General features: G+C 64.2%; 9 protein-coding genes and 1 tRNA gene. 6 read left to right on the top strand and 4 right to left on the bottom strand.

What is annotated here, in order from left to right:
• Together VKI00_RS20665 and VKI00_RS20660 are read right to left on the bottom strand one after the other, a co-directional pair.
• A partial coding sequence (locus VKI00_RS20665; protein WP_324440709.1) for a hypothetical protein occupies window positions 1-207 on the bottom strand: 207 nt, incomplete at its 3' end.
• Window positions 208-210: 3 nt separating this feature from the next.
• A complete protein-coding gene (locus tag VKI00_RS20660; protein ID WP_324440707.1) occupies window positions 211-2,079 on the bottom strand; it encodes a hypothetical protein in 1,869 nt (622 codons plus the stop codon).
• Window positions 2,080-2,491: 412 nt separating this feature from the next.
• Between VKI00_RS20660 and VKI00_RS20655 the strand changes: the two genes are divergently transcribed.
• Window positions 2,492-3,664 (top strand): glycosyltransferase, encoded by a 1,173-nt coding sequence (locus VKI00_RS20655; RefSeq protein WP_324440705.1) that lies wholly within the window; start codon window positions 2,492-2,494, stop codon window positions 3,662-3,664.
• Between the two features lie 787 nt (window positions 3,665-4,451).
• Here VKI00_RS20655 and VKI00_RS20650 read toward each other — a convergent pair.
• Window positions 4,452-5,255: a hypothetical protein gene (locus tag VKI00_RS20650; protein WP_324440703.1), complete on the bottom strand. Its 804-nt coding sequence runs from the start codon at window positions 5,253-5,255 to the stop codon at window positions 4,452-4,454.
• Window positions 5,256-5,329: 74 nt separating this feature from the next.
• Here VKI00_RS20650 and VKI00_RS20645 point away from each other — a divergent pair, with 74 nt between their 5' ends.
• Complete coding sequence (locus tag VKI00_RS20645) at window positions 5,330-5,872, top strand: GNAT family N-acetyltransferase (protein WP_324440701.1); 543 nt, start codon at window positions 5,330-5,332, stop codon at window positions 5,870-5,872.
• Window positions 5,873-6,043: 171 nt separating this feature from the next.
• On the opposite strand, the gene VKI00_RS20640 is transcribed toward VKI00_RS20645, so the two are convergent.
• Window positions 6,044-6,117, bottom strand: a tRNA-Leu gene (locus VKI00_RS20640).
• A gap of 256 nt (window positions 6,118-6,373) precedes the next feature.
• On the opposite strand from VKI00_RS20640, the gene VKI00_RS20635 reads away from it, so the two are divergent.
• The 4 genes from VKI00_RS20635 to VKI00_RS20620 form a co-directional block, all read left to right on the top strand.
• A complete protein-coding gene (locus VKI00_RS20635; RefSeq protein ID WP_324440699.1) occupies window positions 6,374-7,300 on the top strand; it encodes a PPE family protein, SVP subgroup in 927 nt (308 codons plus the stop codon).
• Between the two features lie 76 nt (window positions 7,301-7,376).
• Complete coding sequence (locus VKI00_RS20630; RefSeq protein ID WP_324440697.1) at window positions 7,377-8,558, top strand: PPE family protein; 1,182 nt, start codon at window positions 7,377-7,379, stop codon at window positions 8,556-8,558.
• An 84-nt stretch (window positions 8,559-8,642) separates the two neighbouring features.
• Window positions 8,643-8,939, top strand: coding sequence for a WXG100 family type VII secretion target (locus VKI00_RS20625; protein WP_324440696.1), 297 nt, complete (start codon window positions 8,643-8,645; stop codon window positions 8,937-8,939).
• Window positions 8,940-8,972: 33 nt separating this feature from the next.
• Window positions 8,973-9,158, top strand: a 186-nt coding sequence (locus VKI00_RS20620; protein WP_324440694.1) for a WXG100 family type VII secretion target, incomplete at its 3' end; no start/stop codon positions are given.

Raw genomic sequence — 9,158 nt, 5'->3', positions numbered from 1 at the left:
GATGTCCCGAAAATTCTGGCGAGCTTTCAGGACGCCGCGAACCAGCTCAATCCTCTCGCGGTCGTACAGCTGTTCATGACAATTCAAGGTGCCAGTGCCGGCGGGCTGCCGCGTCAGGCTCAGCGAGACGCGTTGATACTTGACTTGACGACGTATTGCCTGACGCGCTTCCCACCGTCCGAAGATGATTGAAATCCCTGACTGCACTCGTCAGACGGTGGTGATGCAGAGTACTTCGTCGAGGGTGGCGGTCTGTAGCCCGGCGGCGGCTGCGCGCTGTTGTAGTTCGGCGACGGGATCGGGGTTGGTGGTGTCGGTACGGCCGGCTCGACTTAGTCGTGCGGTGTCAAACATCGCCGGGCCTGTGGCCACTACGTAGCTCAGAACATAGCGGCCGGCGGCGGGCGCTCGGCGCACCGTGTGTTCGGGTGCGCTGATGCCGGTGAGCTCGACCGCGTCGGCGAGGTTGATCCCTACCTGGAACACCTGGGTTTCGGCGTCGAGCACCGCGATGAGGCGGGTGATCAAATTTTCGGGGGCAAAAAACTGCCAGCCGTGGTCCAGATGCAGCCAATACCGTCCGTGGATCTGGTCGCGCAGGTGGGTGCCGGGGGCATAGTCGGCAAACTCGAGGAACGCGTAGCGCTCCTGCAGTATCGCGCGATCTTGGGCCGATAGGCCGACATCGACGACCAGGAAGCGTCCGACCCGTGACACGTCGGTGCAGCAGTGCAGAAACGAGTTCAGCGTCTCTTCGGTGGCACCTCGATCCGCTCCGGCGACCACGCTGACGGTGACCTCGGCGTCGCGTGGTCCGGCGACGAGATTGTGCGCCAGCGCATCTGGGTATGCCGATGCCGCCTCCAGCATGGTCGGCACCGTCAGGTCTCGAATGCTCGCGATGCCTTGTCGATCACCGTCGGGGATGTCGGGGCGGGCCAGCAGGCGTCGCGCCAGCGTGAATGCTTCGGCTTGCTTGTCTATGTGGTACGCGCACACCAGCTGCTGAAAGGTTGTGCGCCACGTGTAGATGTCTGGGTGCGGGATGGTCATGTCGTCTTCGGGCAGCGGGATTTCGGCGGCGCGCTGGGCATATAGGTAGCCGGGCCGGCAGCGCTTCTCAGCGATGTAATGGCGGGCGATGTCGTAGAGTGGCTCCGCGCGGGTCGGTCGGAACTCCCATGCCCGCAGGTAAGCCTCGTGAACATCGGGCCATGGTTCACCGAGCATCTCCATCGATTGCGCGACCCGCAGCATCGCCCAGAAGGTCCCCTCGTCCGAGCCGCCGATCTCGATCATTCGCGCAAACCACTTGCGCGCGTTAGCAAAATCGCCTGCATTGAAGTAGACCTGGGCCAGCATCGACACCTGTCGCACATCTTCGGAGTCGGGTGTCACCTCGGGCCGTAGAAGATTGATGAAGCGCTGGTTCGGGTCCACGTCGCGGGGCACGTCGGCGGATTTCATAACACTGTCCGTGGCCGCTTTCAGTTGGGCCTCGGTGACTTCGAGGCCGAGCTCGTCGGCGAGGCGGCGGATCACATCGGCGGGCGCGGCGCGAAGCGCCTCGAAGTCAACCCTGACCGTCGTAGTGCCTGCTAGCGCTTGGTCGCGCGCGGCGATCAGATGCGCCGTTGACTCAGCCCGCTCCTGTTCGTCCTTCCACCATCCGAGTCTGTTCAGCGACGCAATCACGTTCGGTACCGGTCGGTCCACCACTACCGGCACAACCGGGCCCCAGGCGTCACGGATGAAATCCATCGCAACGCAAAGAAGGGGATGCTTGACGCCAGGGCGACGCCCCGCAATACGGGCGGCACTGCGATGATTGTCAGCCCAAATGCGAAGTTGCGCCTCGAAAGAACGAGCATCGATTTGCAGCTGAGCGCCAGGCTCGGTGAAGGCCCGTACGCATAACTTGCTAAGGTGCGAGTCCTCCCAGGTCTCGTGTGGCCCGCGATAGGCCCACACGAAGTCTGCGCCCATGAATACGCCGAGGTGTTGCAGCACGCCGGCAACGGCTGATGTGCCTCCGCACCACGGGCCTAGCACCACAATGATCGGCTCAGCGGACGCCATGACTCCCTCCAACAGTCCCGAATGCCGGGAACGGTACCTGATGGTCCGTGGCCCCGCCTCAGTCGCGCAGGGCGTCACAACGGACTGCGGAGCATGTCATAGGGGTGCGGTGATGCTGTTCAGCATCGCGACCGTGGTCGCCGCCAGCAGCCGCTTGCGTCCAGCACTCCGACGAGAAGGAGGAGATACTGGCGCGTCTATTCACGCAACAGAAAAGGAGTTGTTTACTTTGAAACATATTGCCGCCGCGGCAGATTCAGAGAAAGCCATCGGTTCTCGAGCTGCCGTGCCCTATTGGCTTGCCTTAGTTCGTTTTATCCGCCCAAGCGGTTGGGTCGGGGGACACGTTTGCCGGGTACAGGATCAAGCGGCTGCTCGGACGTCTAGGCACACCTTGAGTTAGGCTCCGCCGATGAAAGTGGTACTCGCCGGCTACGGAACTCGCGGCGATGTCGAGCCTTTCGCCGCCGTCGGTCGGGAGTTGCTGCGCCGAGGTCACGATGTGTGCATGGCGGTCGCGCCCGAGATGGTTGGGTTCCTTGAGTTGGCGGGACTTGCTGCGGTCCCCTTCGGCCCGGAGTCGCTCGCGGCCGTCCGCAACCGGATGATCGAGGATGCAGCCAGCGCGGTGGTAGACGAGAAGGAGTACCTGTCCCGGGCCATGGAGGAGTGGGGCACGACGCTGACGGCGCTGGCAAGCGGGGCCGACCTGCTAGTTACGGGCAGAATCGAGCAGGGGCTGGCCGCCAACGTCGCGGAGTATTACGGCATTCCGCAGGCGACGCTGCACTTCTTCCCGGGAGCGCATTCGCGCCAGATCGGCTGGGTCGGCGACACAATGGAGAAGGCTGAAGATGCTCATCGACGTGCACTGGGCCTGGCTGACGCGACGGGACCCTCTCCGCGATCCCTAGAGATTCAAGCCTACGACGCGCTCTGTTTTCCCGGGCTGACAGCCGAGTGGGCGGACGGAGATGGTTGGCGGCCATTCGTTGGGGCGCTGACGCTGGAGTTGCCGACCGAGGCCGACGACGAGGTCTTGTCCTGGATCGCCGCGGGAACGCCGCCGATCTACTTTGGCTTTGGCAGCGGCGTGTGGCTGACATACCCGGCTCAGACGTTCGGCCTGATCAGCGTGGCCTGCGCGCGGTTAGGCGAGCGGGCGTTGATTTGCTCTGGGGCAAGCGACTTCGCCAATGCCCCGCATTCTGGCCAGGTGAAGGTTGTGGGCGCGGTGAACCACGCGGCCGTCTTTCCGGCTTGCCGCGCGGTGGTTCATCAAGGGGGCGCCGGTACCACAGCCGCAGGCATGCGCGCCGGAATACCCACGTTGATCCTCTGGCACCCGATCAACGATCAGCAGATCTGGGCAGATGCCGTCACGCGGCTGAAAGTCGGCTCTGGGCGGGCCTTCTCGGCCAGTAACCTGGGTTCGCTGGTCGCAGACCTCCGTTCCATCCTTGATCCGCAATGCATTACTCGAGCCCGTGCGGTCGCCGGCCAGATGACGAAACCGGCTGTAAGCGTTGCCAGCGCCGCCGATCTGCTGGAAGGCGCTGGCCGCATGGGGCGCGTGGGCGCGTAGTCACCACCGCGAGTGAGGTTGCGCCGACGAAAGTTGCAGCGGCGGGATATGGACGTCGGGCGATATCGGCAAGCACGCGCCCGCGCCCATCACCTACCGGTAACAGCCAGGCAGGCAAATCGGCCGCGTGTCACCACCGCGTCAGACAGGGTGATGGGAGAGTACTTCGTCGAGGCTGGCGGTCTGTAGCCCGGCGGCGGGCGCATACCGCCCGATTTCTGCGACGGGATCGCGGTTGGCGCAGTCCATGCCGCCAGTCCGATCCAATCGTGCGGTGTCGAACGTCGACGGCCTCGGGCCACTGTTTCGCCCAGGACGTAGCGGCCAGCATCGGTCGTTCGGCGCCTGTCTGTTCGGGTGCGTTGATGCGGTGAGCCCGACCGCGTCGAGGTTGATTCCTAGCTGGAACACCTGCGCTTCGGCGTCGAGCACCACGATGAGGCGGGTGAGTAAATTTTCGGGGGCAAAAACTGCCAGCCTTGGCTCAGATGCAGCCAATACCGTCCGTGGATCTGGTCCCGCAGCGCCTTGAGTCGCCACTACGGGATCGTAGCGCGCTGGCCGTGCGGCGCGTATTGCGCGCGGAGATGTCCGCGTTTCGATGCGTGCTGCTGCGCTATCGGCATTTGCCCACAGTGGCGACCGCCGGGCAAGGGCCGACTGGAGTTCGTCCAATCGATGATTCGACTCGTTGACGCTGAAGTTGCTGCGCTGTGCCGCGACCGTCACGACGCCCATCCCCATCTGCGTCACGCGCACACCGCGGCCGCCTCTTAGCCGGGCGAGATCACGTTGCGGATATCTCGCTGAGCTTCAGCCCGTTCAGGTCGAAACTGCGGTTGAATACGTATGTCCCGGCATGGCCCAAACGCACCCACGGCGCTGCATATATCTTGAAACCACGGCTGCGTGCCATCCTGCAGAAGCGGTAATCCTCCCCTATCAGGCCACCCGTTTCAGGGTCGATTTCCGTCGCGTAAAACTCCTTGATCACCTTCACACCCGGTGTGTAGTCGGCGACGTAGTCGGACAAAACCTCGAATACCCCGCGCTTGACCAACATGAATCCGGTGCCGCCGCCTTCAATCTCAAATAATTCATCAGTGTCGGTGTCGGCACTGTCGGCCGAGCCCTCCAACGTTCTAACCGCGAAGCGGCCCGCATGGTTGTGTAACTCTTCCGGCGGGACACCTGCCTTGACCGCCCGCGCCACCCGCGTCCAATCAATTTCCTTCTTAGGATATATCCCACACACAATGTCCTTATCGGCTACGAGCATGCTGATGATATCGATGGCATTGAACCCGATATCCGCATCGATCCACATCAAATGCGTCGCTTGGGATTCTAAAAATTGATGCGTCAAGGAATTCCTGACATTTGGCACCAGGCTTTCATTCGTCGCGCAAGTGTATTCAGCATCAACCCCATTTCTCAGAAAAGTAGCGGGTAGCTGAAGCATCGATGCGACGTAAATCCCCGTAGCCACGCCCCCATACATCGGCGTAGCTATGAATACCTTTGGCCTATGCGCACCGCTGTCAGGGTTGTGTCCAGCGCCAGCATTAAGTTCGGAAAGCCAGTCACCCATCGCGCAACTATATGCCGTCCGCAAGCATGCCCGTTGTCTCGCCCAGGGAGTCATCCGCCTGCAAAATCACTGGCATGCAAGCAAAGAGCGGCGGAGTGCGTCCGGCGTCGGCCCAGGACGCCGCCGCATGCCTGGCGATATACCGCCCCTACGTCGAGAACACGGCGATCAGCTGGGAGATCGACGTCCCGACCACCGCCGAGATGGCGGCGCGCATCGATGGGCTGCGGGCAAGCTACGAGTGGCTCGTCCTGCAGCGCGACGGCCAGATCATCGGCTTTGCCTACGGGCAGCCGCTGAAGCGCCTGGCCAGCTTCCAGTGGTCGACTGAAACCGGCATCTACGTTCACGCCGACCAGCACCGCGGCGGCGCAGGACACGCGCTGTATGTGCACCTGCTGCGCCGACTCACCGAACGCGGCTACCGGCAGGCCTTCGCCGGCGTCACTCTACCCAATGACGCCAGCAACGGCTTCCACCGATCCTTCGGGTTCACCGACGTCGGCCTTTACCGCCGTGCCGCCTGGAAACACGGTCGCTGGCACGACGTGGCATGGATGCAACTCGATCTGCGTGGCGACGCAGACCTGGATGAACCGCCCGACCCGCTCAGCTGACCACAACCCCCACTGCGGGGGCGTGTGTTGGGTCGTTAAAAAACCGTAAAAGCGTGAGGCCACCACTCAACCGGACCATGGTGGTTTTTGTGGACGACGCCGTCCACAGACCCACTCCTTATCCCCTGAGAGCAGACTGAGACACCCTGAGACAAGTTGCGAGCCCCACCGTGCCCCCAGTCGGACTCGAACCGACACTTGGCGGATTTTAAGTCCGTTGCCTCTGCCGATTGGGCTATGGGGGCCAGCGACGAATGTAGCGCGTCGACCTCGAAGACCTGATGGAGACCCGGTCAGGCACCGAAGCAGCAGGTCGGTAGAAGCCGTGTGTTAAAAGTTCCGACTCCACGTTAAGAAGCCATTAACGGGGTATGCGCTCCCGCTCAGGTTACGCGAAAGTAGACCCCGTGGAACCGCTGCCGGATGCCAGCACACGCTGACAGTGACCATCATGGCCGACCCCTCTGACGGGGTCGGCCTCTTGCCACCCAGGAGAAATACATGTCATACGTGAATACCGCGCCCGCCGCGATCTCCGAAGCCGCGACCCAGCTCGAGGGCGTCGCTAACTCGTTTGCTGCCGAGAGCACCGGCGCCGCGGCGTCGACCACGGCCATCGCGCCTGCGGGCAGCGACGAGGTGTCGATCCTGCAGAGCGGCGTGTTCTCCACCTACGGCCAGCTCTACCAGACGGTCAGCGCCCAAGCGCAGGCAGTCCAGCAACAGTTCAACCAACTCCTGCAGCAATCCTCGGGCTCCTACCAAGACACCGAGGCGGCCAACCAAGCCGGCACCGCCGCTAACTCGGTCGGGAACTCGGCGCAGTCCGCGGCGTCGACCGCGGCCGCCAGCCCCGCGCAAGTCACTTCTATCACCGACCTACTCACTAGCATTACGGCCTTCCTCTCCAACGGTTTTGGAACTGGCTTTGGCGGCTTGAACAGCTCCATGGTCCAGGTGCCACTGGACGAGGTGGGTAACTTCGCCTCGGCCTACTCGGACATGATCGGCATGGGCGGTGGCGGTCTGATGACCGCGCTGGCCGGTCCGTCGACCGCTTCCGCCGACATTGGCGGCTTGGGAGTCGGCCTGGCCGGAGATGTGGGTCCGGCAGGCGCTGTCGGTGGAGCCGGCGGGATGGGCGCTGCGCCGGTCTTGGCCGCGGCCGGCTCCGGATCGTCAATCGGCCCGCTGTCGGTGCCGCCCAGCTGGGCCGGCGGAGCCGGAATCCCGGCGGCGAGCACGCCCGTCACGTTGGCCTCGCAGAGCTGGACCACCCCCGCGCCGTCCACCGGCGGGATGGGACCCGGCATCGCCGGCATGCCCGCGGTCGCCAACGGCGGTCGGGGCGGCTCGAGCTTCGGCGCCCCGCGTTACGGCGTCAAGCCCAAGGTCATGCCGCCGATTCCCAAGCCGACCCTCACCTAGGAATCCAAAGCGGCCGCTACTGGCCGGTTAAACCTCAACCGCAATCCGGATCACTATCAAGACGGGATGTAGACAGATGGCTTTCGATTTCGCAGCGCGACCCCCAGAGATCAACTCCGGACTCATGTACTCCGGGTCTGGAGCCGGACCAATGATGGCCGCCTCCTCGGCGTTCAGCGCCCTCAGCTCGGAATTGAGCTCGAACGCGGCGTCCTACGAGTCGATAATCTCCTCGCTCGGCTCGCAGTGGACGGGTCCGTCGTCGACGGCGATGGCCGCGTCGGCTCAGACTTACACCACCTGGCTGACTACCACATCGGCGCAACTGCAGGATGCGGCGGCCGCGGCCACCTCATCGGCGGCGGCCTACGAGGCGGCCTATTCGGCCACGATCCCGCCAGCGGTCGTCGCCGCGAACCGGGCGCAGCTGGCGGTGCTGGTCGCGACGAACATCCTGGGTCAGAACACCCCGGCGATCGCGGCCAACGAGGCCATGTACGGCGAGTTCTGGGCGCAGGACGCCGCCGCGATGTACGGCTACTCCGCCGCGGCGTCAACAGCCTCGTCGGCGCTTACACCGCTGACCGACCCGACCGAAAACACCACCCCGGGCGCGCAGGGAGCGCAAGCTTCCGCTGTCAGCAACGCCGCAGGCACCAACGGGGCCTCGGCGGCGCAGAACCAGGCCGTGAGCGGCCTGCAGAACGCAGCAAGTGCGGCGGCCCAGCCGGCGGCGGTGGACACCCCCATGAGCGTCTTGTCAGCCCTCAACGGTTTGATCGGCCAACCGATCGTGGAGAACGTCGTCTACAACATCGGTGTCACGCTGGCATGGAACATCGCGATGATGACCGCGACCCTGCCGCTGCTCGGTCACTTCCTCGCCGGCGCCCCGTTCGGCGTCGTCATCGGCGATACGGCCCCGCTGGGTGCTGGGTTGGGGTTCGGCACAACGCTGGCGGGCGCGACGGGCCCGGCTGGCGGAGCCGCGATGATGGCGGGCATGGGCGAGGCGTCCGCGGTCGGCGGGCTGTCGGTGCCGGCCGGCTGGTCGGCCGCCGCCCCGGCCGCCGTCACCGACGCCACGTTGACGGGTAGCGGCTGGACCGCAGCCGTCGACGAGGGCGCCGGCATGGGGGGTGCGCCGGGCGGCATCATGCCAGGCATGGCCTCCGCGGGCGGCAAATCCGGCTACGGCATGGCCGGGCCACGCTACGGCGTCAAGCCCAAAGTCATGCCCAAGCAGGTGTTCGTCTAATGACGAACAGGGGGCGATGCCGCCTGCCTGAGATGAATCATCAACCTCAACCAGTGTCAACCACTTCACGATAAGGAGACAGATATGCCTACGCGTTTTATGACTGACCCGCACGAGATGCGGTCGATGGCGGGCCGTTTCGATGTGCACGCCCAAACGGTGGAGGACGAGGCCCGCAAGATGTGGGCATCCAGCCAAAACATCGCCGGTGCCGGCTGGAGCGGGACCGCCCAGATGACGTCCTACGACACCATGGGCCAGATGAACCAGGCGTTTCGCAACATCGTCAACATGCTGCACGGGGTGCGCGACGGACTGATCCGCGACGCCAACAACTACGAGCAGCAAGAACAGGCCTCCCAGCAGATCCTGTCCAGCTAACCGTCACCCGCACAACGTTTTTAGGAGAACACTATGTCGATCAGCTACCAATTCGGCGACGTGGACGCCCACGGCGCCCTGATCCGCGCCCAGGCCGCCTCCCTGGAGGCCGAGCACCAGTCCATCGTGCGCGATGTGTTGGCCGCCGGTGACTTCTGGGGCGGCTCGGGTTCGGTGGCCTGCCAGGAGTTCATCACCCAGTTGGGTCGTAACTTCCAG

Origin of the sequence: Mycobacterium sp. (assembly GCF_035314665.1) — a bacterium.
Taxonomy (GTDB): Bacteria; Actinomycetota; Actinomycetes; order Mycobacteriales; family Mycobacteriaceae; genus Mycobacterium.
Note: the sequence above shows the minus strand (reverse complement) of the source record. Positions and strands in the feature narration are given on the sequence as shown.